The organism is Yersinia entomophaga (assembly GCF_001656035.1).
Taxonomy (GTDB): domain Bacteria; phylum Pseudomonadota; class Gammaproteobacteria; order Enterobacterales; family Enterobacteriaceae; genus Yersinia; species Yersinia entomophaga.
The window spans coordinates 3,749,900-3,776,069 of sequence record NZ_CP010029.1 but is presented as its reverse complement, the minus strand read 5'-3'; the positions used below and the strand labels follow the sequence as shown (position 1 = coordinate 3,776,069).

The following is a 26,170-nucleotide window of genomic DNA, read 5'->3' as shown; positions in this document are numbered from 1 at the left end:
TTGCGCCCTGCGAAAAAGGCGCTCCCAGGCACCCATTCCGATACTTCCCAACCTCGTATTTCGCGCTGATGAATCCAGCGTTTAACCATCTGATTTATTATAAAAATACGGCGAGGGACATGCCGTCACCTCGCCGCCGCTTAGCCTCAGGCCAGATGCACCTGCAAACCGTGCTGCACCAGTACATCACCCAGAGTATTGCTGCTGTCTAATGACGAGTTGTGGTATACGTCAAAGGTTTGCCCATCAACGATACGCTGGCTCACGCTGCTCCAGACGCCGCCTTCGGTATGACTCAACGTAACCTGACTACCTTCCGCACCTTTAATCAGCAGGTCGTCCTGCGGTTTATCAGTGATGGTTAAAGCATCATGTAGATTAAGCACAATGCTGTTAGTCCCGCTGGTGCCTAAATCAATAACCTCGATATGTTCGACTTTCAGCCCCAGACTGGTGAGATCCAGCACCTGATGCAGACCGCCCAACAACAAGGTATCGGTGCCCAAACCGCCGTCGATATGAGTAAAGTCCATAGTATTCAGAATGAACTCATCGTTCTCGACGCTACCGGTCAGCGACTCACCGCTTAGCACGGTGCCATCCGCTAGATTCAGCGTAACGCCGCCGATGGTGTAGCCGCCCTCGGTCACATCCGTGATCAGGATGCTATCGATTTGCTGCGCCAATGGTTCGACCAACGTGGATTCCGCCTGTACCGTATTCGCCGCAGCCGCAGTGTGTAATCCGGTATCGGTACTTTCACCATTAATCGCCGCCGTTTGATGCTGATCTGACGTGGTGGTGTGGCTGGTGTCAGTATCGCTGGTCAGCATAAAGCTGGTGGCCTGAGCCTCTGATTCTGCCGACAGAGAAAGCGGCAGCACAGACCCCACGCCCAAGCCGACGGTTAACTCTTTATGGTTGCCGGCTTCATCAGTAACCGCGACGTTGACCAGCGTAGTCAGCAGGTTGCCCAGATTCAGTAGATTCAGAATGGAACCGGTGAATTTCACGCTCCATTTACCATCTGGAGCAATATCGCCCTGTAGTGTCTGGCCCAGCAAGGTCACGCTGACTTGCGCAGGCGGGCTGACGTTTTTACTGCTACCGGAAACCACCAGACCATTTAGCAATATCCCCAATAGGCTGGTAACCGGGTTAATCCCCAGCAGCGGTAACGCATGGGTTTTAACGGTAAAGGAGGAGTTATCAGTGATGCTATTGCCCACGGCATCGGTCAGTGTCACGCCAATGTTGGCAGTACCATCCAGTAATCCGGTCAGCACCGATGGCGTGATTGGCACGCTCCAGGTGCCATCCAGATTGACGCTAGCCGTCAGCGTAGCGCCGCCCAAGGTAATGGTAACGGTCCCCCCCGCCGCATGAGTACTGGTGCCGGAGATTACCTGCGCGGCCAACGCTTCGGCGGCGTTCAGGTAGTGGTCCGTCCCAAAGAAGGTGCCCAGACTTAAAGTAGGCAGGTTGTGAATGCCCACCGTCACATTGACTGCCGCGCCCGCGCTATTACCCGCGGCGTTCACCAGGTTGGCGCTAACGCCAATAGTGCCATCCAGCAACTGGGACAAACTGGTCGGCGGTATGGCGATGCTCCAACTGCCGTTCGCGCCCACGGTGGTACTGAAATGTAGCCCGCCTACGGTCAGATTCACCGTTGAACCCACCGCGTTGGTGGTTTGCCCGCTGATAGTTTGAGTCAGCGCCGCTTCCGTCGCGTTCAGCAAACCGTTGCCAAAGATGGGGTCTAACGTCAGGCTCGGCAGCGCGTTAGAAATAACATTCAGCAAGCCGGAAACCGTTGCCGGGTTGCCCACTGCATCCGTCAGACTCGCGTTAACCGATATGCTGCCATCGGTCAGAATCGCTTTCAGATCCAATGGTGGTACCGCCACGCTCCAGCCACCGCCGGTCCCCACCGTAGTCAGGTAGGTTTTTCCATTCAGCGTGACACTGATCTGCGTTCCCACGGCCACGTTGGTCGACGTCCCGCTGATGGTTTGCGCCGTCAACAGATCCGCCACGCTGAGAACGCCGTCGCCAAAGATCGGTTGCACCGTCAGGGTTGGCAGTGCATGGATTTGCACTTTTACCGAGCCGCTGGCGCTACTGGTGTTACCGACGCTATCAGTGAGAGAAACGCTGATGTTTTGCGTACCGTCCAGTAATCCGGAGAGAATTCCTGGCAGCACAGGCAGGCTCCAAATTCCACCGGCTCCGACCGTTGCATACAGCGTCGTGGCTCCCACCGTCACCTGAACCTGCGAGCCAACCACACCGTTGACCACCTGCCCGCTAATAATCTGCGGCAGTAAGGAATCGGCCAGACTGAGCAGACCATCGCCGAAGATTGGGTTGAGTATCAGTTTCGGTACGTTGTTGATAATGACATTCAGCGCGCCGTTGGCGGTGCCGGTGTTGCCTGCCGCATCGGTCACCGAGACAATGGCAGACAGATTACCGTCCGCCAGCGCTTTCAGATCGGCCGGTTGCAAAGTAATGTTGAAGCTGCCGTTGGCTGCGGTAACGCCGAAGAAATCTTTCCCCCCTAGGCTCACTTTAACCTGAGTTCCGGCGGCTACACCGCTCACCGTACCGGATATCAACTGAGCCACTGCGGTATCCGCCAAACTCAGGGATCCATCACCAAACAGTGCTGGCAAGGTAATTTGCGGTAAGGTGACGCTGACATTCAGCACACCGGTTGACGATGTCGGGTTGCCCGCCGCATCGCTGGCGTTAGCGGTCACATTCACCGTGCCGTTGGTCAGCGCACTTAGCAAGCCCGCCGGAACCGGTACGGAGAAGGTACCGTCCGCCCCAACGATGGCACTAAGTGGCGTACTGCCAAACAGAATATTGACGGTCGATCCAGCCGGTAGATTCTTGGTCACACCGCTGATGACCTGCCCCAGCGATACATCCGCCAGATTCAGGATTCCATCGCCAAAGATCGGGTTCAGGGTAATGCTTGGCAGGTTGTGAGTTAAAACATTCAGATTTAGCGCCGAATTAACAATATTCCCGGCCACATCTTTCACCGAAACGCCAATTTGCAACGAACCATCCTGTAATCCACCCAGCAACGCTGGTAATAGATTGATGCTCCAGGCACCGCCAGCGCCGACCGTGGTGTACAGCAAGGCACTGCCTACGGTTACCGTGACTAACGCCCCCGGCGCAACGTTGTTAATTACACCGCTCAGCGTCTGAGTGGTTAAGGCTTCCGCCGCGCTCAGAATGCCATCGGGGCCAAACACCTGACTGGTGGTTCCAAAGCTCGGCAGCAAGTGACTCAGTACGTTCAGATCCACCACTTTATTGGTGATGTTACCGTTAGCATCGGTCAGCACCAGATCCAAGTGAACCAAACCGTCGCTGAGGTTACCTAACTGGGCACTCGGAATCGTCAGACTCCATTTACCATTGCTACCCACCGTTGCTTCCAGCGACACACCGCCGAGGGTTAGATTCACCTTGGCCCCTAAACCGGCTCCGGTGGCAACGCCGGAAATAACCTGCGAAACCAAAGTTCCGGCGGCGTTCAGGTAGCCACCGTTAAACAGCGGGTCAACCACCAGCGCCAGCGTATTGTTGAGCGCCACGCTAAGAGTCACATGGGTATCTGCGGTATTACCTACGCCATCGGTCACGGTAATATCCGCCACCAGCGGACCGTTAATCAGACCAACCAGATTGGAGGGATCGATATTGGCCGTCCATTTACCATCGGATCCCACCACTACGTTGATCACGTTTGCCGGATTGCTCCCCAGCGTAATGGTCAAAGTTTTACCTTCCGCACCGGTCGCCGTACCTGATAACAATCCGCCGAGGTTATTCAACAGATTAGTACCGACATCCAGCAAAATAAGCGGCGCTACGGTATCAACCACAATGGTTTCACTCGCGCCACCCACGTTACCCACACTGTCTTTCACCGAGGCTGACAGAGTGACGTTCCCCTGCGCCAGCGCTTGTAGATCGGTAGGCGACACCGTCACGCTCCAAGTGCCACCCGCCAATACCTCTGCAAAGTAGGTTTTGGCTCCCAGCGTGACGGTAACCACCTGCCCAACCACATCCAGTGAGGCGGTGCCACTGATTGTCTTGCTGCTTTGAGATTCGTCGATGGTCAATATGTTGTCACCCGCAAAATCAGCCAGCGTCAGCGTTGGAGCCGTGGTATCACGGATAACGGATACCGTGGCCGAAGCCGGGCTGCCAATGCCCACCAGCGTTGCTTCAACGGTGGTTGTCGCGTTGTTGGCAAACAGCGAGGCCAATACCTGAGTGGTCCAGGTATTACTGGTAATCGGTAACGATACGGAAACCGGCACGCCGTTAATCAATACCGTAACGGTTTGTAATAAGGGGTTCGCACCAGTAACGGTGCCGCTAATGGTAATAAGGTCAGTAGGTAAACCCTGTAAATTATCCGCAACGTTAATGACGTTATCGCCAGCAACCGCGTTGATCGTTAGGTTAACCGCCGGCGGCGTCAGGCTCAGGGTAAAGTCTGGCAGATCGGTGCCCGTGGACGGATTACCGGCCATATCCGTATAAGATGTAGAAACATGTACCGGGCTGGCGCCCAAGCTTGCCGCCGTCATTTGAACCGGCGTTAACGTCAGTGACCAGATTCCGCCCACACCAACGGTAGCCGTTAGCGGCCCCAGACTGCCGACATTCACGGTAATTTGCTGACCAATACCGATGTGGGTGGTCGTTCCGCTAATTGTCTGATTAGTATGACTCTCGCTAAAGTCCAGCTCGCTACCGAAGCTGTAAGCTCCAACGGTGATGGTCGGCAAATTATGAATAACGGAGGTGAATTCTTGGGTCGTATTCACAACGTTACCGCCAGCGTCCGTCACCACTACGTTCATGGTTTGTACGCCATCCACCAACAGTTTTAAGTCAGGAGAACTAACAGGCGCAGTCCAGAATCCGGTTAATGGGTTAACGGTCGCCGTATATTCTGAGCCATTGATGTAAAACTTCACGCTTTGACCCGCACCTAAAGTGCCGGAGTTTCCGGTAAAGGTGACTCCAGCGTTCGATTCGTTGGCGCTCAGATAGTCGCCAAAGATTGGCGTATTGATCGTTGGAACAGGTAACACAACATAACTATCGAACGGCGTGCTGATGCTGCCGCTATTGCCCACCGAATCGGTCGCGGTGACATTGACAGAATGGGAACCGTTGAGTAAACCACCTAACGCACCGGCAGGAATGTTCACCGACCAGCCGCCGACTGAATCAACAATGCCGGGGTAACTTACACCAGCAATATCAATTTTCAGAGAAACGTTCTGGCCCAAACCGCTCAATCCGGTAGTCCCGCGAATAATAATCAGACCAGCGGCTTCCGATGCGTTCAGGCTGGTGCCAAACGACAGAGTATCGATGGTTGGCAAAGGCAATTGCTGCTGCGATAAAAACGGCGGCGGCGTGATAGTGGCTTCATTGCCCGCCCGGTCGGTGACGGTGACGCTAAGGGTATGGTTTCCACCAGCCAGAGACTGCAACACACTGGAACTCAGAGGCAGCGACCAGGTGCCGTCCGCATTCGCAGTAACGCTAAAGGTTAACCCCGCCAGTGAGTCAATGACGACGGTCACCGTTTGCCCCGCCCCGAGCGCGCCGGTGGTACCGGTCAGATTTTGCGTCAGTGCGCCTTCCGCGTACGTCAAAATGCCATCGCCAAACGGAAGATTGAAGGTCGGATTTGGCAGACCGTGAATCAGTACATCGACCGAGCCAGTCACAGAACCTGTATTACCCGCCGCATCGGTGGTCACCACCTGAATCGGCCATGAACCGTCCGGCAAGGCCTTCAATATTGCTGACGGTACGCTGAGAGACCAGGTGCCATCCTGCGGATTCGGTAGCGTGGCGGTATAGCCAAAACCGTTGATAAAGACCGTGACACCCTGCACATTGCCAAAAGTCCCGGGGGTTCCCACAGTACCGGTCAATAGCGCTGGAGAAAGCGCCTCGGTCGCATTCAGCTCGGTGCCAAAACTGACGGAACTGATGGTCGGTGCTGGCATGCTGTTGATAATCGAGGTGAAGTCTACACTTTCCACGCTCACGTTTTTCGCGCGGTCGGTTGCCGTGACGGTAATAGTGTGTGAACCGTCGGTCAAACCGGTGAGGATCAGACTCGGCACTGACAGCGTCCAGGTACCATTCAATGCCACATTAGCCAGATAGTCCACACCGTTAATATTGACGGAAACTGTCTGTCCAGCACCGGTAGCGCCGGTTTGACCGGTTAATAACTGGGTTAAATCGGAATCCGCTTTACTGATAAGGCCGTCGCCAAACGGCAAGGTTGGGAAAGTGACATTCGGAATATTATGCGTTAGCACATCCAGACTGGCCGAACCGTTGGCCGGGTTGCCGGTAGTCGGATCCGTAGCGGAAACCGAAACTTGCAGCGTGCCGTCAGCCAAACCGGTTAGTACCGATGCATTGACGTTCACCTGCCACACGCCCAACGAGGTCACGCTGCCCAGATAACCTACACCATTAAGGGTTAAGGTTACCGGTGTCCCCACGTCCAGCCCACTGCTGACACCGGTCAAAGTGGTGCTTACAGCAGCTTCGGCATGATTCAGAATGCCATCGGTGAACAGCGGGTCGAAGGTTAGCGTCGGTAATTGATGCACCGCGACGGTCAAATCTACCACCTGTTCGGATTTATTACCGGCGGCATCAGTGACGCTTACATTCATTCCGCCGACCAACGAACCATCACCCAGCAGCAGTAAATCCGCCGTTGGGATGGTTAAAGTCCAGGTGCCGTCATTCTGCACCGTCGCCTGATAAGGTTTGCCCGCGACGGTAACGGTCACCTGTAGGCCCGTATCGCCAACACAGGTGCCGTGAACCACCAAGCCCAGCAATGCGTCCGCCAGATTCAGCACGCCGTTAATGCTGGTATCCACGTCCACCACCAGCAGCGGTGCCTGAGTATCCACGCTAACAGGGTGAGTCGCATTAGCCGGGTTCTGCGCCGCATCGTTCACGCTGGCTTCAATGGTATTACTGCCCTGCGGCAAGTTTTTCACATCGGCAGAAGGCACGCTGACCTGCCAGCTACCGTCGGCCTGAACCTGCGCGGTATAGGTTTTACTGTTTAACGTCACGGTCACCGTTTGATTAGCCGGAACCCGCTGGCTGGTCCCTGAAATAATCAGCGGCGAGTGACTTTCCTGCAAATCAATAATATCGTTGCCAGCCACGGTTCCAACCGTCAGAGAAGGCTGATCCGCCAGCGACGCAATGACCGTGACTTGATGAACATCCGAGGCTGGGTTATTGGCCAAATCGCTAACGTTGGCACGCGCCGTGAGTGGCCCTTCCGGCAACAGCGTAGCGTCTGCGGCCGGTACCGTTACCGACCAACTGCCGTTCGGCTGCACCGTACCGAAATAGCTTTTCCCATTTAACACAACGGTGACCTGACGACCTTGCTCGACGCGTTCAGTTACACCGTTTATCAATACGTCCTGTGTTGACTCAGCCCGACTGATATAGTTATCACCGGAAATCGCGCCGATGGTGATGGTCGGTAAATTAGCCGGGTTAGCATCAATGGTAATCACCCGATCTACCGAGGTTTGGTTACCCGCCAGATCCTGCACACTAACGGTCAAGGTATAGTTGCCATCGGCCAATGCCTGCACCGCCGAATTGCTCAGCGCCACACTCCAGCTACCGTCACTCAGCACCAGACCGGTGTAAGTTATCCCGTTCAATACCACGGAAACCGTACGTCCGGCTTCGCTAACATCTGTCGTCCCTGTGACGGCCAAAGGTGCCAGTTCTTCTGCGGCGTTGATTATGTTATCGCCGGTAATCGGGGCAATATTCAGCGTCGGTGCCAATTTATCTACCACCGCAGATCCGTTCAACACCACGCTATTTCCGTATGAATCGGTCGCGGTAACGACAATCGCCACGTGACTGTTTGGCAATGCCAAAAGTTCACTGCTTTGCAGCACCAACTGCCAGTTCCCGGTGCTGTCCACGCTGACCAAGTGAGGCGTACCGCCGACGTTTACCGTGACGCTTTGACCACTACCGGAAACGCCGGTGCTGCCAGTCAGAATTTGGCTGGTTCCCGCTTCGGCGGCGTTTAAATATCCGTCGCCAAACGGCGTATTCATGAATGGAACCGGCACGCCTTGAGTCACCAGCTTAATATTCTGGGTATCCACGGTAGTATTGCCCGCAGCATCCGCGACGCTAACTCGTACCGGATAAGTCCCATCCGGTAATTGATTCAAGATGTTGGCCGGAATATTGACGGTCCAGACGCCTAAACCATTGGCTAAGCCGGTATAGGTGATGCCGTTAATGGTAACGCTAACGGTCGCGCCCAGCTCAGACGTCGTGCCGCTAATCGGTATAATGGCTGTTGCTTCCAACGCATTCACAACGTTATCGGTGGAAATATTGCCTACAGTCAGCGTTGGCGGCACGGTATCGACGAAAATTGGGATTGAATGGCTAGCGAAGTTACCGGCGGCATCGGTAGCAGTCACATCAATGGTCTGCGCCCCCTGGCCGATCCCCTGTAAAACGCTACTCGGCAGATTGAGCGCCCACTGACCATTGGTACCAACCTGCGCCTGATACTCGACGCCAGAGATAGTCACTGTCACCGTTTGCCCCAACCCACTGACGCCGGTTGTACCGGTAATAGCTTGAGTAACCGCCGCCTCACTCGCATCTAATGTGCCATTACCAAATGGCGTGTTGATCTGTGGGTTTGGCAGGCTGTGTAGATAGATGCCCAGATCGGCGCTGCTGCTAACAGAATTGCCCGCAGCATCGGTAGCGGTGGCGAATAAAGTAATGTTTCCGTCGGCCAGTAACCCTAAATCAACGGTCGGGATCGTGGTGCTCCAGCTACCGTTAGCCTGAACCGTCGCGGTATAAATTTTGCCATTCAGCGTGATAACCACGCTTTGACCCACGTTCACATTGCTGGAAGTACCATTAACCGTAACACCGGCCAGAGCTTCATCCACATTAATCAGGTTATCACCGGTTAGCTGGCTAATGGACAAACCGCTAGCGGTGTTATCTACCGTAATACTTTGGCTACCGTTAGCTGGGTTGCCGCTAATATCCGTGGCGCTGGCGGTCATGGTGAACGGGCTGTTACTTAGCAGAGCCAAATCTGCCGCCGGAATCTGCGTATTCCAGTTGCCGTCACTGCCGACCGCGGCGGTATAGGTTTTGCCATTCAAGGTAATGGTAACGATACGTCCAGCTTCTAATCCGGTACTGACACCGCTGATGATTTGCGCGGCCTGCTGCTCAGCACCATCAACAATATTATTCCCCGCAAAAACATGAATACTCAGAGTTGGTAAATGAGCCGGATCGGCATCAACGGCGACATTTTGCGTTACCGTGGTCGGATTGCCCGCCGCGTCCGTCACTTTCACCGTGAACGCATAGTTACCATCGCTCAGGCCAGACAGCGCGCCCGCTGGCAATGACAAACTCCAGTTACCACCCGGCTGAACTACCGCGGTATAGGTTTGTCCATTGATCGTGACAAAAACGGTAGCGCCCAGCTCTGAGCTAGTCCCGTTTAGCGTAATTACGCCTTGAACTTCAGGGTTGTTAATAATGTTGTCGCCAGCGATCGGTGCCAGAGTCAGTAACGGAGCTTGGGTATCTACCGTAATCGGCGTGCTCAGGCTGTTGGTATTACCGGCGGCATCGGAAACCGTCACTATCAGCGGTTGACTGCCTTGATTCAATCCTTGCAGCGCCGCACTTGGCAGCGTGACGCTCCAGCTACCATCCGCCGCCACGATTCCGGTATAGGTTCCGCCGCCAACGGTGATGGATACTTTCTGCCCCGCGCCGTTAATGCCAGTGCTACCGGTAATGGTTTGATTTACCGCCGCTTCGGCAATATTCACCACACCATCGCCAAACAGAGGACCGACGCTAACGACCGGCAGGTTGTGGATATAAATACCCAAATCTACTGAACCAGAAACCGGGTTACCCCCTGCATCGGTAGCGCTGGCAGTCAGGGTCATTGTTCCATCAGCCAGCAGAGCCAAATCAGCCGCTGGTATTTGCGCACTCCATACGCCGCCCGCTCCAATCGTCGCGGTATAGGTTTTGCCATTGAGCGTCAGAGTGACAATTTGCCCGACATTGACATTGGTCGAGGCGCCACTCACGGTAATATTACTGGCGGCCTCAGCCACATTAATCAGGTTATCGCCAGCGACCGGATTGATACTCAGCCCGGCTAACTGGTTATTTACCGTAATAGTTTCCGAGCCTACCGCCGGATTACCGGCTGCATCGCTGACGCTAGCAGTAATAGTGGCGCTGCCATTCGCCAGTAACACCAAATCTGCGGAGGGAACCTGCGTGCTCCAACTGCCGTCACCGGCTACGATTGCGGTATAGCTTTTACCGTTTAAAGTCACGGTCACGCTCTTACCCGCTTCAATACCAGTGGTGACACCGCTGATGCTTTGCGTGACCTGTTGCTCGGCACCGTCCAGAATATTGTTACCCGCAAAGGGATTGATGGTCAGCGTTGGTAAATTGGCCGGATCGGCATCGATCGTCAGATTCTGTGAAACCGTTGTCGTGTTGCCAACGCCGTCTTTTACCATAACAGATAGCGAATAGTTGCCCTCTGCCAGCCCCACCAGATCTGCCGGCGGCACGCTGAACTGCCAGGTACCGTTAGACAATACTGTTGCAAAATAGGTTTTTCCGTTGAGCGTCGCGCTGATCTGCGCCCCAATTTCCGAACTGGTTCCGCTGATCACTACCGTTGCAGTGGCTTCCGCCAGATTGATAATGCCATCATCGGCAACCGGGTTCACGGCTAACGTTGGCGCAACGGTATCCACCAGAATACTGGTCGCAAAGAATCCTTCGTTACCCGCAATATCCTTAACGATGATACTGAAAGGCAACAGACCTTGCCCCAGAGCCTGTAACGCCGCACTGGGCAGCGTTATGCTCCAGCTACCATCCACAGCCACATTACCCTGATAAGTGACACCGCCAAAAGTCACAGCCACGGTTTGGCCAGGGCCGGTAATCCCGGTAGAACCGGTAATCGTCTGATTGACCGCTACTTCTGCAGCGTTCAGCCTGTCATCGATAAACAGCGGATCGACCGAAATATTGGGTGGATTATGTATGAATACGCCTAAGTCCAGAGTACTGGAAACCGGGTTCCCCCCTAGATCGACCCCGGAAACGGTGACCGGAGTACTACCATCAGGCAACACGAACAGGCTAACCGATGGGATGGTTACGCTCCAAACGCCGCCGGCCTGAACCGTAGTAAAATAAGGCACCCCGCCGATCGTCACCTGTAACAGCGTCCCCACGGCTACGTTGGCAGAAGTACCGGTAATATTGATAGAGGCGGACGCTTCCTGAATATTCAGTAAGTTATCACCAGCGATGGTGTTGATAGCCAGCCCCCCCTTGGTGCTATCAACGTCAATAATTTCGCTCTTAAACGCCAGGTTACCGCTGACATCGCCAACCTGAGCATTGATGGTGGTTGTTCCATTGGCTAGCAACGCCAAATCGGCAGCAGGCACCTGAGTACTCCAGTTCCCCACTCCATCCACCGTCGCGGTGTAGGTTTTCCCATTCAAAGTAATGGTCACAACCTGACCCGCTTCGATATGAGTCGTACTCCCGCTGATGGTTTGATTCACTTTTTGCTCGGCGCCATCCAGTACGTTGTCGCCAGCAAAGTTATGGATATCCAACGTTGGCAAATTAGCCGGAGCGGCATCCATAATGACGGTTTTATTGACCGTCGTCGTATTGCCTGCGACGTCAGTGACCGTCACGCTAACCAATGCCGGGCCATCCGGCAGACCGACAAAGGCGCTGGCAGGAATATTCACGCTCCAGGTACCGTCGTTTTGCACCACGCCGATATAGCTGCCGCCGTTGAAACTCACCGTAATAGTCGAGCCCGCTTCAGAAGAAGTACCGCTAATGGCAACCGGTAACGCGGCTTCGGCTGCGTTAATTGTTCCGTCGCCAGCAATAGGGGAAAGGGTTATGGTCGGCGCGAAAGTATCCACCAATACCGGCGTGACTTGGGTATTGGTGTTACCTGCGATATCGCTCACCGTCACCGAGATCGGCTGCGGGCCTTGCCCCAAACCTTGTAAGGTAGAAGTCGGAATGCTGACAGACCAGCTGCCGTCCGCTGCTACCACTGCCGGATAAGTCATGCCACCAATGGTGACGCTCACGGTTTGCCCCGCACCGCTGACTCCGGTCGAACCGCTTAATGTCTGATTCCCCTGCACGTCAACGCCGTTCAATGAACCATCACCAAAAGGCAAGGTTAGGCTAGCTGACGGCAGATCGTGGATATAAATGCCCAGTTGCTGCGATCCGCTGACCGGATTACCGGCGGCATCAGTGCCGCTTACAGTCAATGTGATGTTGCCATCGGCCAGCAATGCCAGATCCGCCGCCGGAATCTGCGCGCTCCAACTGCCGTTGAGGCCAACGGTCGCAGTATAGGTTTTGCCATTTAAAGTCAGCGTCAATTGAGTACCGGCAGCAACATTGCTGGTACTGCCGCTGACGGTCATATCGCTTTGCGCTTCGGTCGCATTAATCAGGCCATCGCCGGACACCGGGCTGATAGCTATGGCGCTGAAGTTGTTATTCACCATGAAATCATGGCTGCCGGTGACCTGACGCCCTTCCGGATCGTTAACCGAGGCATGAATGGTGCTAGTGCCATTCATCAGCAACGCCAGATCGGCGGCGGGTACGGACAGGTTCCAATTACCATTCGTATCCACGGTTGCGGTGTAGGTTTTACCATTCAAAGTTACAGTTACAGTTTGCCCGGTGGTAATGCCTTTGGTACTGCCACTAATGGTTTGATTAAGCTGCTGTTCCGCTCCATCCAGAATATTATTCACCGCAAAATCGCCGATAGTCAGCGAAGCATTGCCCGCGACGGTCAAGGGTTGAGTTACCGTGGTAGTATTGCCCGCCGCATCGGAAACGGTCACCGTGACCGGATGAGAACCCACGCTGATACCGGTCAAGGCCGAAGGCGGAATTGTCACGCTCCAGCTGCCATCAGATCCTACCGTGGTGGTATATGTCTGTCCGTTAAAGCCAACGGTTACGGTTTGTCCTGCATCTCCAGCCGACGCGGTACCATTCACCACCAGCGGCTGAGTCAGTTCCGCGCCTTCCAGAATACCGTCGCCAGCCAAAGGTGAAACCGTGAGCGCTGGCGCAACGGTATCCACTTCCAGCGTGAAATCTTTTTCCAGCGTCTGTCCGCCTGGCGTGGTCACTTTGACAATCACGCTATAGCGGCCGTCTTGCAGACCCTCTAGTACCGAAGCGGGCAGATTGAAACTCCATTTACCATCGGCACCGACGGTGGTGGTATAGGTTACGCCGTTCAAAATCAATGTAACTGTCTGACCCGCAGCAATAAAGGTTGTCTCGCCGCTCAATACCTGTGATGCATGGGTTTCGTTCGCGTTCAAACGGTTGTCACCGGTCAACGGATTTACCGTCAAAGTCGGCGTATTGGGATTACCGCCGCCGCTGCCACCACCGCTGCTGCTACCCGCTGCGATACCAATCCCGGCACCGATGGCCAGAAAGCCTAAAACGCCAGCCAGCACAGCATTGGAGGCAATACCGTCGCTTAAGACCAGGCTGGATAGCCCATCGATGGCGGCAAATTCCGGCACCAGAGCAACGGTTTCGCCCCCTGCGGCCAACAGCGTCGGAGGGAAGACGGCATAGACCGGTTGATGCAAGCCGTCATCAAACACCAGCTCACTGTAGTGGCCTTCTGCATCTGCCTTGAAAAAGTGTTGATAGCGTACGGTGCTACCATCTTTCATATGTAAAATCAGATCGTTACCTTGACGCTCATAGCGAACAACGCTATCCGTAGCCGCATGGATACGCACCACGCTGGGTTCATTAAGCACCACAATTTGATTGCCACTGGCAACATGGGTGATTTGTTTGCCATTTAGGCGGGAAATGATATCAACTGAGCCGGCAGCGGTGTTCGCCATAGGTAACCTCACAAAGCAAGCAGGACGCGACCTCCACGTAAAACCACCCCAGGGCGGGTAGTCAGACGCAGGAGAGTAAAGTAAACCTTGTTAATCTGGGTTTAAGCTTGTTTTCGGTGTTGATGACAACGTAAAAATGAACCAAGGCACGATAAATACATTTATTTTGTTAAAATTTTGCGTAGTTACTTCAAAAGCTAATACTTAGATATAAGTAGATATTTCAACGCTTGTACAAAAATATTTTCATTATTTGAGTGAATACTAATCATGATAAAAAGTAGGGGAATCAATGACGGGGCGAACCTTAAAGGGTCATTCGGGGTGACAAAAAGTTAACTAACTAATTGCAATGGCTTTACATTTAATCAAGCAGTTCGCCAATTGACCTATCGTTGTTTTATGGTTTTTTTGTCCCTGACGATGTGTATGAATTTTTTTATATGATAAAAATAGATAATCACTGGAAGAATCACCGCCAAACCATATTATTAAATTTTTTTAATCATTAAAAAATCCAGAGAAAATAATAACAGGCTGAATTACCCCCAATGAAACGACCCAGACCTTATCAACCCAGCACGCTAACCCACGATTAATCCGTCCGAAGCCGTGAATATCTTCGACCCGGATTTCGCTTTGTGATAGAAACAAGTCTCAATTTTAGTTATTCACCCTCACGACAAGCCAAAATCAACATGAGCACCCAAATAGAGCAACAACACGAACTGCCCGGCGTTCCTCAACAGATCGCTACCCGCCTGGCCTTTTTTATTGCCGGTTTGGCAATGGCCGCCTGGGCGCCGCTAGTCCCCTTCGCCAAAGCCAGAATTGCTCTTAATGATGCGTCATTAGGGTTACTGCTACTGTGTATTGGCGTTGGATCCCTGCTGGCTATGCCGTTGACCGGCGTAATGACGGCGAAATGGGGCTGTCGCCGGGTTATTTTGATTGCCGGTGCCCTTTTGTGTCTGGATTTACCGCTGCTGGTACTGATGGATACTCCCATCAGCATGGCCGTGGCATTGCTGCTATTTGGGGCTGCTATCGGGGTAATTGATGTAGCAATGAATATTCAGGCGGTGATTGTCGAAAAGGCCAGCGGTCGCGCCATGATGTCAGGATTCCACGGCCTGTTCAGCGTTGGCGGTATCGCCGGTGCTGGCGGAGTCAGTGCGCTACTGTGGCTAGGTCTCTCTCCTTTAGTCGCGGTGTTGATTACCGTAATAGTCATTATTGCCTTGCTGGCGATGGCGAACAGAAACCTGCTGGCAGGCAGCGGAGAACCACACGATGGCCCGCTGTTTGTACGCCCTAAAGGCTGGGTGATGTTTCTCGGTTTCCTGTGTTTCGTGATGTTTTTGGCTGAAGGTTCAATGTTGGACTGGAGCGCATTGTTTCTCACTAGCTTACGCGGTATCGAACCTTCTCAGGCCGGCATGGGCTACGCTATTTTTGCCATCGCTATGACGATGGGGCGTTTGAACGGCGATCGTATCGTGAATAAACTAGGCCGCTATGCCGTATTATTGGGCGGTAGCCTATTTGCCGCCGCCGGTTTTATTATTGCTATCAGCTTTGATAATCCTACGGCAACTATGGCTGGTTTTATGCTGGTCGGGTTGGGGGCTTCGAACGTGGTACCGATTCTGTTTACCGCTGCGGGCAATCAGCGGGTTATGCCAACGAATTTAGCCATTGCCTCAATGACAACCATTGGCTACGCCGGTATTCTGGCAGGTCCTGCGCTGATAGGTTTTATCGCACAGCTCAGTAGTTTGCCCTTTGCCTTCGGGTGCGTAGCGGTTCTGTTACTCAGCGTAACGGCCAGCGCCCGGACAGTAACGCGTTAATCAAGGAATCAGCGTTATCCCTATGCAAAATAATTCGTTACCTCTTAGCCTGACCAATATCGCCCGCTGTTTTTGGCTGTTTATCCTGCTATTGCTGATCGCCGTGGGTCTCTACGGCTACAACTATACCAACGCATATCTGGCAGAAAAAAAGTTTGCTCTGAATAATATCGCTACCAGCTTGCAGCAGCGTATTGATGATTATCGCTACAATACCTATCAGATTTACGAGTTGGCGACCAATCCCGCCTACAATGATGCCGATGAGGTGCTACCCGCGGGTGTAGAAGAAACCCGCCTGCGGCCTGATGTTTATTTCATTGAAAAACCCAGAGCTAAAACTGATGCGGTGATTTTCGGTAATCATGATAGAGCCACGCTGGGCATGACTTTGCGTATGTCAAACTATCTGGATAGCCGCTGGGGTTCACAGAGCGACACCTTTTCCATGTACTACCTGAACGGGCAGGATAACAGCCTGATTCTGATTACGACTCAGTCGCTAAAAGAGCTCACCACCCGCTTTAAGGAAACCTACCTGACAGCGTCCGCTGAGTCTCGCCGGGCGGAAATGCTGCAACAGGCCAATACGCTGGATGAGCGGGAAAGTTTTTCTCCGTTACGTAAACAGCGTTTTCAAAATGCCTATTATTTTACGCTCAGAACCACCTTCAACCATCCCGGCCATCTGGCGACGGTTATCGCCTTTGATTTGCCGATTAACGATCTGATTCCAGTCAATATGGCGCGCTCCAGCTTCCTGCTCCAGCCGGACAACACGCCAATTGGCGATGGCGGGATGGCTCCGGAAGATTTGGCTACCGCCTCGGTAGCCATTAACGGTTCATGGCTGGAGTTTGCCGCTCCGCTGGCCAATGCCTCGCTCAAAGTAGTGTATCGCGTTCCCTTGACCGGTCTGGCCCTCGATCTGGCGCGCAATAATTCCTGGCTGATCTTAACTAATCTGTTCTTATTCGGCCTGACGCTGCTGTGCATCTATTTGATTCGCCATCAGTATGTTCGCCCCGGTGAAGATATGGCCGAGCAATTGGAAGCACAGAAGTCTCTGAATCAGGAAATTATTGCCAGCCTGCCTTTAGGATTACTGGTATATAACTTTGCGACCAGTAAGCTGGTGGCCAGCAACAAAATTGCCGAGCACTTGCTGCCTCATCTTAATTTGCAAAAAATTGCCCATATGGCAGAACAGCATCACGGGGTCATTCAGGGAACGGTTAACAACGAAGTATATGAAATACGAATGTTCCGCAGTCGATTATCCCCAAAAACTTACCTTTTCCTGCTGCACGATCAGGATAAAGAAGTACTGGTGAACAAAAAACTGCAAATGGCGCGGCGCGAATACGATAAGAATCTACAGGCGCGGAAGCTGATGTTGCATAATCTGGGCATCGAGCTGAATCAACCGGTTAGCATGTTAAATCAGCTAGCGCACCGGTTGCTACAGCATCCGGACACCGATCCAGAGTTACGTGAGTCTCTAGTCAACGAGTTGGTTCAGCATTCAGATAGCGTGCTAACGCTCATCGATAACATCACTCTGCTCACCCGTCTGGAAACGCAGGATTGGCAACCGGAACAGCAGAATTTCTCGCTATCCAGACTGATCGATGAGCTATTGCTGCAAGCTTTGCCGTCCATAAACCGAAAAGGATTGAGTTTATTCAACCATTATTTGGCAGATGTAGACAAAACCTATATCGGTGATGAACGTGCATTGCGTAAAGTGCTAGCGTTGTTGCTGAACTATGCCATTGTGACCACCAGCTACGGTAAAATTACCTTAACGGTGAAACATGAACCTGAGCATCCAGAGTTACTGACTATTCAGATTGTGGATACCGGTGCCGGTATTTCAGACGAAGAAATCAGTAATCTCAGCTATCCGTTCCTAAGCCAAACGCTGGTTGATCGCTATAGTCAGGGCTCTGGTCTGACGTTCTTTTTGTGCAATCAGTTATGCAAAAAAATGAACGGGCAGCTGGAAATCCGCAGTAAAGTGGACATCGGTACCCGTTACACCGTCCGCGTTGCTATGGGATTGCACGAAAATCAAGAAGATGAAGAGGAGAAATTACTAGATGGCGTAACCGTGATGCTGGATATTACTTCAGATGAAGTGAAATCCATCGTGACTACGCTACTGAATGCGTTCGGTGCAAATTGTATTATTGCAGACGATCGTCTGCCGGGCAGGGAGTATGACGTAATGTTAACGGATAACCCGCAAAACTATGCGCCTTATACCCTCTTACTGACTTCAGACGAGCCGGGTTTACAACAGTTGCAACAGAACTATATTCGGGTTAACTACAACCTTGGCAGCGCGGTGATAGACGCCATTCTGTTACTGATAGAGCAGCAGATTTCTTCCTATGAGTCCGCTCATAGCGTGGAAACAGCGGAAGAAAACCCTGTCGAGGATGATATTTCCGGATATGAGCAACAGTTAAAATCTAGTGACTATTATGCGCTGTTTGTTGAGACAGTACCGGTAGATTTGAAGAAACTGTATACTGAGGCCCAGCAACGTGATTTTATATCGCTCTCGCAGACCGCGCACCGATTGAAAGGCGTGTTTGCTATGTTGAATCTGGTTCTCGGCAAGCAACTGTGTGAAACATTAGAACAGCATATCGCAAACGGCGATCAGTTGAAGATCGAAACTAGCATCAGCCAGATTGATTCGTTCGTCAGTAGGCTGTTGCAGCAAGGTAACCCATAACATGAACAACCTTAATGTAATTATTGCAGATGACCATCCAATCGTTTTGTTTGGCATTCGGAAATCACTAGAACAAATTGAATGGGTAAATGTAGTCGGTGAGTTTGAAGACTCCACTGCACTGATAAACAGCTTGTCAAAACTTGATGCCAACGTTCTGATTACCGACCTCTCCATGCCTGGAGACAAGTACGGTGACGGGATTACGTTGATCAAATATATCAAGCGTCATTTTCCGCATCTGGCCATTATTGTTTTGACCATGAATAATAACCCGGCGATTCTCAGCACCGTTTTGGATCTGGATATCGATGGGATTGTGCTCAAACAAGGTGCGCCGACCGATTTACCCAAAGCCTTGGCCGCATTGCAGAAAGGGAAAAAATTCACCCCGGAAAGCGTGGCTAAACTGTTGGAAAAAATCAGCGCTAACGGCTACGGCGACAAACGTCTTTCTCCAAAAGAAAGCGAAGTGTTGCGCCTGTTTGCCGAAGGCTTCCTGGTGACAGAGATCGCCCGGAAACTGAACCGCAGCATCAAAACCATCAGTAGCCAGAAAAAATCAGCCATGCTGAAACTGGGTGTGGATAACGATATTGCCCTGCTAAATTACCTGTCTTCCGTCAGCATCAGCCAGGTTGATAAAGAGTAATATAAAGGGTAATAAAGCGGTTTTCCTACCAATAAACCCGGCTTTCTCGCGTCGGGTTTATTATTTCAAATCCACTCACCGCCCCTGCCGCACCTTTTCACTGTAGTGATTAAGCATTTGTCGCAGCGTATCCAGCGTCACCGGCTTAGACAGACAGTCATCCATTCCCGCATCCAGACAGCGTTGCTTCTCTTCCGCCAGCGCATTAGCCGTTACACCAATCACTGGGAAATGCAGCTCCTGTTCGCGCAAACATTGGGTCAGGCGATAACCATCCATATTTGGCATATTGACATCTGTCAACACGATATCAATAGGATTGCTACCCAATACCGTCAATGCATCAATGCCGTCATTAGCCGTAAGCACCTGATAACCTAAGGACGTTAGCTGGTCAGCTAATAAACGACGGTTTATCGGATGGTCATCTACCACCAGAATACGCATATCGCTATTATCTACCTGATTATCTTTATCCGGCACCGGTAATTGCAGCGGCGTGGACGTCATAATCGATACATCCAGCAAAATTCGATGCAACAGAGGAACGGCTTCCAGCAGCGTTGAAGTGCTGACCACCCAGTAGCCTGGCCGGGTTTCCTGCGGTAAACCTATATGTTCGATAGAAAAATGAATTCGCGCCAACAGCGGCGTGGCGACTTGCGGAATGTAATCGGTAATCAGCACCTCATCCCCACGGGTTGCCTGACCGTTGTAACGCTGAATATCTGCGCCGTAACTGCAAAACAGGCTGGTCAGATAAGATTCGAGGCGGGCGTTCCGCACTTCCATCAGCAAAGTCTTCCCCTTCCAGCATTTGCCAGTCGGAGGCGTCGGTAACGTCGCGTTATATAGCGGAATTCGGATTGAAAATACGCTGCCGATACCCGGTTCGGAATTCACCTCAACATCGCCATCCATCATATTGATCAGCTTTTCGCAGATCGCCAGCCCCAACCCCGTTCCCTGGAAGTGGCGCTGTACGCCAGTACCGACCTGAAAGAAGGGGTCAAATAACTGATTGATTTCTTTCGCATTAATACCAACGCCGGTATCCTGTACGCGGAATTCCAAATACAGACCGTGCAGCCTGACCTGCACAATAATGCAGCCGGTATCGGTGAATTTAATGGCGTTATTCAATAAGTTGGATATGACCTGCTGTAAACGCACCGGATCGCCGTTCATCATGACCGGAACGTTAGGCTCAATAAAGCAGTACAGGCCAAGCCGTTTTTTCACCACCAGCGGCAAATAGTTCGCAGTAATATGAGTAATCACTTCCACGCAGGAGAAGGGCTGAGGCTCGATTTTTAGCTGTTCTGACTCGATTTTGGAGAAATCCAAAATATCGCTGATGATTTTCAGCAGTAAACCGGAAGAGTTATTCATCGCCGTGACCAAGCGGTCCACGCCCGGCGGCAGCTCCTTGGTTTGTAGTAAATCCAAGTTGCCGATAATGCCATACAGCGGCGTGCGCAATTCGTGGCTAACCGTAGCCAAAAACATGGACTTGGACTGGCTAGCCTGCTCGGCGGCGGCGGCCATTTCCTGTAACGACTCTTCCATTTTGACCCGCGAACTGACGTCCACCAGTACACAGATCGCCACGTCTTCATTACGATAGCGGGAATGGACGAAGCTGATTTGCAAATTATTGTTATTACTGGTCATCACATCGACAAAATTAGCCTGCTGATCGCAGATAATTCGCGTAATGCGTTCCCGGTCTTCGTTGGTCAGCAAATTAATATAGTTATGAGCCAACTCATTACTCAGGATATTAGTCCCATCGCTGAGCCGCAAAATGCTGATCCCCACCGGCGCGGAAGCTACGATTTTCCGGTTAAATTGCTCGTGTTCTTCCAGCTGCGAAGCGTTATTTTCTGCCGGGCGGAACATTTTGCGTTCAAATACCCAGGCTAAAGTAAAAATCACAACCGCAGACAAAGCATTGAGTAGCAGCGCGTTAAAAATCAACATCTTAAAACGTTCAACCACGGTTTTCACCGGCAATGAATAAGCAATGCTAAGCGATGAAGGCAGTAAATTCTTCTTTAGGATCAGGTCGTTATAATCATCTGCATAGCCAAAATAGGAGGGTGAGTCCGGATATTCATCCAGCATAGAGGCATAGCGTTCGCCGGTAGCCAGACGAAGCACCGGCTCATTATTCTGATCGAGCAAAGTAACGCCAATCGGCAAGGTTCCCGCTGAGATAAAGTCCTCCAGACGAATCGTCTGCTCAGTACCAATCAACGCTTCCAGCTTATTGCCAATAAACACCGGCGTTAGCACATAAAGATAACCGGTATCTGAGCGCGCGCCGGGCACCACAAAATACAGAGTGTTGTCTTTATCCTGATTTTTCGCATCCATATATTTCTGCATATGTTCATGCAGAGCGGAAAGCAGGTTTTTCTGATCCAACGGCGTATTACGTATATTGAAATCAACCAGACAGCGGCTTTCAGCGCCAACGAAAAAGATCCGGTTAAGGTCGTACGCAGCGGCAAAGTTCTCTTTCCAGTACAGAATCAGATCGCTCAGCGATTCCAGCGAAGAATGGTACGAAGAACGCAGATCGCCACATTCAGCGTTGACATTAAGCGGATAATATTTTGGCTCACCGGCTTTATGCGCCATGCCATTGCTGCGTATCTCGACGGAATTACTGAGCTCGCTGAGGCGATTTTCCGCCATATATCTGATATCACGGATAATATCAGCAGAATGCCGGATGTAATTCTGCGCCTGTTCGAAATTGGTATTATATTCCTGACGAATATCCGATTTTTTCTCATTCAGAATATTCAGGATATAGAAGGTGGTCAGCAGTGCGCCTAGCGACCACAGCATAACGGCAAGTACCCGGAATAAATAGCGGGATATTTTTAGCGTTGTTCGAAAAGAAGAAAGATATTTCAATCGGATACCATGGTGAAAACGTTGCCGGATGGGCAGTTCTGCTAACAGAATACACTACCGATAACACATAAAAAAGCCAGCACTGAGGCTGGCTTGTCTTTTCATCACAGCAGTCAATAACAGGCGCGATTTTCCGCACCTGTTTTAACATTATGCGTTGTCGTCTTCCGGCGCGTCGGTGGCATCATCTTCCGGTGCTGCTGGCAGCTCAGAGTTCTCTGCGCTGCCTTCTTCACCTTCAAGTGCTTCATCCTCATCGTCGTCTTCTGGCTCTGCAACTCGTTGCAGGCCGACAACGTGCTCGTCTTCAGCAGTACGAATCAGCGTCACACCCTGGGTATTACGGCCCACAATGCTGACTTCTGAAACGCGAGTACGCACCAAAGTACCGGCATCGGTGATCATCATGATTTGGTCAGTTGGCGCAACCTGAACCGCACCGACCACTTTACCATTACGCTCACTGACTTTGATGGAGATAACGCCCTGCGTTGCACGAGACTTGGTAGGATATTCTTCTACCGCAGTACGTTTACCGTAGCCGTTCTCTGTCACCGTCAGAATCTCACCGTCACCCCGAGGGATAATCAGTGACACGACGCGGTCATCGCCATTCAGGTTAATCCCGCGCACGCCGGTCGCGGTTCGACCCATCGAACGAACCTGTTCTTCTGGGAAACGAACCACTTTACCTTCGGTGGAGAACAACATGACTTCGTTGCTACCATCGGTCAGATCGACGCCGATCAGCTCATCGCCTTCGTTCAGATTGACGGCAATAATGCCGGCGCTGCGAGGGCGGCTGAATTCGGTCAGCGCAGTTTTCTTCACGGTACCGCTGGCGGTTGCCATAAAGACGTGACGCCCTTCTTCGTATTCCCGCACCGGCAGAATAGCGGTAATACGCTCATTCGGCTCTAACGGCAGCAGGTTAACGATTGGGCGACCACGAGCACCGCGGCTGGCTTCTGGCAATTGGTACACCTTCATCCAGTACAGACGACCACGGCTGGAGAAGCACAGAATAGTGTCGTGGGTATTGGCAACCAGCAGGCGATCGATGAAGTCTTCTTCTTTGATACGGGCTGCTGATTTACCTTTACCGCCGCGACGCTGCGCTTCGTAATCAGAAAGCGGCTGGTATTTGACGTAACCCTGATGGGATAGCGTCACAACCACGTCTTCCTGACTGATCAGGTCTTCGATGTTGATATCGGAAGTATTAGCGGTAATTTCAGTGCGACGTGCGTCACTGTACTGTTCTTTGATCGCCACTAATTCTTCGCGAATCACTTCCATCAAGCGCTCTGGGTTTTCCAGAATAAAGATCAGCTCAGCGATCAAAGTCAGCAGTTCTTTATACTCATCCAGCAGTTTCTCATGCTCCAGACCGGTCAGTTTCTGCAAACGCAGATCCAGAATCGCCTGAGCCTGTTGCTCGGTGAGGTAATATTTGCCGTCGCGGATACCAAACTCTGGTTCCAACCATTCCGGGCGCGCAGCATCATCGCCAGCACGTTCCAGCATGGAAGCAACGTTACCCAGTTCCCACGGATTGGCAATTAAACCGGCTTTTGCTTCGGCAGGCGTTGCCGCACGGCGAATCAGTTCGATAATCGGATCGATGTTAGCCAGTGCAATCGCCAGCGCTTCCAGGATATGAGCACGGTCGCGGGCTTTACGCAGTTCAAAGATAGTCCGGCGTGTAACCACTTCGCGGCGGTGACGCACGAATGCCACCAGAATATCTTTCAGATTCAGTAATTTTGGCTGGCCCTGAGACAAGGCAACCATGTTCATACCGAAAGTGACCTGCAATTGAGTCAGAGAATACAGGTTGTTAAGAACCACTTCCCCAACCGCGTCGCGTTTCACTTCGATAACGATGCGCATACCGTCTTTATCAGACTCGTCGCGCAGCGCACTAATGCCTTCGACGCGTTTCTCTTTCACCAGCTCGGCGATTTTTTCAATCAGCCGCGCTTTGTTCACCTGATACGGAATCTCGTGAACAATGATGGTTTCGCGACCGGTTTTAGCATCAGCTTCCACTTCAGCACGGGCGCGGACATACACTTTGCCACGGCCAGTACGATAAGCTTCTTCAATACCACGGCGACCATTGATAATGGCGCCCGTTGGGAAATCTGGCCCTGGGATGTGTTCCATCAACCCTTCAATGGTGATGTTTTCATCTTCGATATACGCCAGACAGCCATCGATAACCTCAGAAAGGTTATGCGGCGGAATGTTGGTTGCCATACCGACGGCAATACCCGACGCGCCGTTGACCAGCAGGTTCGGTATGCGAGTTGGCATGACGGCAGGAATCTGCTCGGTGCCATCGTAGTTAGGCACGTAATCGACGGTATCTTTTTCCAGATCCGACAGCAGTTCGTGAGCAATTTTTGACATGCGCACTTCGGTATAACGCATCGCCGCGGCGGAGTCGCCGTCAACGGAACCGAAGTTGCCCTGCCCATCCACCAGCATATAGCGCAGTGAGAACGGCTGAGCCATACGCACAATTGTGTCGTAGACCGCGCTGTCACCATGCGGGTGATATTTACCGATAACGTCCCCAACTACACGGGCCGATTTTTTGTATGGTTTATTCCAGTCGTTACCCAGTACATTCATCGCAAACAGAACGCGACGGTGTACCGGCTTCAATCCATCTCGAACATCTGGTAGCGCACGTCCCACAATCACGGACATCGCATAATCCAAATAGGAGTTTTTCAACTCTTCTTCGATGTTGACCGGTGTTATTTCTCTGGCAAGGTCGCTCATTGAGCCGCTATCCCTCTACTAATTACCGGATTCAAAGGTACGAAACTATATCACAAACCGCAGATTTTGGGGAAACTACAGACGTGAATATGCCAAGTTTATCCTCGAATTCCTGTTCCACAAGCTTCCGATGAAACTTAGGCTGACGATACAAAACTGCGCCAATCTGCGGGGAGCATGTATAATCCGCGCAAAGAGATAGAGGAGTGATATTCAGCCATGCGTGCAGAAACCCCAGCAAACCGCCCTAACGTTGATGAAAGCGAGATCGCCAAGTTCGAGGCCGTCGCCTCCCGTTGGTGGGATTTAGAAGGTGAATTCAAACCCCTTCATCGGATAAATCCGTTGCGACTGAACTATATTTTGCAACGCGCAGACGGTATTTTCGGTAAGAAAGTTCTGGATGTCGGCTGCGGCGGCGGCATTTTGGCGGAAAGTATGGCGCGGGAAGGCGCAGTAGTCACCGGGCTGGATATGGGCACCGAGCCGCTGCAAGTGGCTCGTTTGCACGCCTTGGAAACCGGCGTCAAGCTCGATTACGTACAAGAAACCGTCGAGTCTCACGCTGAAGCGCATCCGCAGCAGTACGATGTAGTGACCTGCATGGAGATGCTTGAGCACGTTCCAGATCCGGCTTCGGTGATTCGCGCCTGCGCCCGTTTGGTTAAACCCGGCGGCCACGTATTCTTCTCTACCATTAACCGCAATACCAAATCCTGGCTGATGGCGGTAGTTGGCGCTGAATACATTTTGAAAATGGTACCGAAAGGCACTCACGACTCGAAAAAATTCATTCGTCCGTCAGAATTGATCGGTTGGATCGACCAAACTCCGCTACGAGAAAAGCAAATTATTGGCCTGCATTATAATCCTCTGACCGATCACTTTAAGCTCGGTCGCAACGTAGACGTCAACTACATGCTGCACACCCAAAGGGATCAAGAGAGTCTTAATGGGTAGCGTTGAATAGTTCATAGCTTTAAGGGCGATGGCGGCCAACTGCGCGTCGCCCGAATTTTTATCAGATTGATCAGCTTCTATCCGAAATACGTTGATTTATGCGCCGTCA

Annotated in this window: 7 protein-coding genes; 4 read left to right on the top strand and 3 right to left on the bottom strand. The window is 52.0% G+C overall.

The genetic code is table 11. From position 1 onward, the window contains the following. Positions 1-146: 146 nt before the first annotated feature. Complete coding sequence (locus tag PL78_RS16940; protein WP_064517330.1) at positions 147-14,129, bottom strand: Ig-like domain-containing protein; 13,983 nt, start codon at positions 14,127-14,129, stop codon at positions 147-149. A 698-nt stretch (positions 14,130-14,827) separates the two neighbouring features. On the opposite strand from PL78_RS16940, the gene PL78_RS16935 reads away from it, so the two are divergent. Genes PL78_RS16935 through rcsB form a run of 3 tightly spaced genes read left to right on the top strand, consistent with a single transcriptional unit; the run spans position 14,828 to position 19,380 of the window. Continuing rightward, positions 14,828-15,982 carry an MFS transporter gene (locus tag PL78_RS16935; RefSeq protein ID WP_064517327.1) on the top strand — a complete coding sequence of 385 codons (1,155 nt, stop codon included), beginning with the start codon at positions 14,828-14,830 and terminating at the stop codon, positions 15,980-15,982. A 22-nt stretch (positions 15,983-16,004) separates the two neighbouring features. Next, the gene (rcsD, locus tag PL78_RS16930) at positions 16,005-18,728 is read left to right on the top strand and encodes a phosphotransferase RcsD (RefSeq protein ID WP_064517325.1); all 2,724 of its coding nucleotides are present in this window, start codon (positions 16,005-16,007) and stop codon (positions 18,726-18,728) included. A 1-nt stretch (position 18,729) separates the two neighbouring features. Next, positions 18,730-19,380: a response regulator transcription factor RcsB gene (gene rcsB / locus PL78_RS16925; protein ID WP_064517323.1), complete on the top strand. Its 651-nt coding sequence runs from the start codon at positions 18,730-18,732 to the stop codon at positions 19,378-19,380. Between the two features lie 75 nt (positions 19,381-19,455). Here the strand turns inward: rcsB and rcsC are convergent, their stop codons facing one another. Together rcsC and gyrA are read right to left on the bottom strand one after the other, a co-directional pair. After that, positions 19,456-22,308, bottom strand: coding sequence for a two-component system sensor histidine kinase RcsC (gene rcsC / locus PL78_RS16920; protein ID WP_064517320.1), 2,853 nt, complete (start codon positions 22,306-22,308; stop codon positions 19,456-19,458). Between the two features lie 150 nt (positions 22,309-22,458). Then, the gene (gene gyrA / locus PL78_RS16915) at positions 22,459-25,101 is read right to left on the bottom strand and encodes a DNA topoisomerase (ATP-hydrolyzing) subunit A (protein WP_064517318.1); all 2,643 of its coding nucleotides are present in this window, start codon (positions 25,099-25,101) and stop codon (positions 22,459-22,461) included. Between the two features lie 219 nt (positions 25,102-25,320). On the opposite strand from gyrA, the gene ubiG reads away from it, so the two are divergent. Beyond that, entirely contained in the window at positions 25,321-26,061 is a 741-nt protein-coding gene (ubiG, locus tag PL78_RS16910) for a bifunctional 2-polyprenyl-6-hydroxyphenol methylase/3-demethylubiquinol 3-O-methyltransferase UbiG (protein WP_064517315.1), read from the top strand. Positions 26,062-26,170 lie beyond the last annotated feature (109 nt).